At 63.5% G+C, this 252-nt stretch carries 1 protein-coding gene; it reads right to left on the bottom strand.

Translation table 11 applies throughout. The features are described 5' to 3' along the window. Positions 1-252: substrate-binding domain-containing protein (locus tag KVT28_RS25800; protein ID WP_217551098.1), on the bottom strand; the 252-nt coding region annotated here is incomplete at both ends.

Raw genomic sequence — 252 nt, 5'->3', positions numbered from 1 at the left:
ACAAACGAGTGCCACATCCGCCGGGCAGGACAGGCCCATCTCCTGCAGCGCGATGGGCGCGCCCAGTGCGAGCAGATTATTGTTCAGAAAGACGGCAGTCGGGCGCGGCGCCTCAGCCATCAGCGTTCGCATCGGTTGCGTCGCGCTCACAACATCGAGCCGGGAGAACTTTACCAGGCGTTCCTCGGGCGAGATACCATGCTCTGCGAGGGCTCGCCGGTAGCCTGCCAGGCGATCACGCATGGTTGACAT

This window comes from Pantoea sp. GbtcB22 (assembly GCF_019091025.1).
Classification (GTDB): domain Bacteria; phylum Pseudomonadota; class Gammaproteobacteria; order Enterobacterales; family Enterobacteriaceae; genus Pantoea; species Pantoea leporis.
The sequence above is the reverse complement of the archived record's forward strand: the minus strand, read 5'-3'. Positions and strand labels throughout refer to the sequence as shown.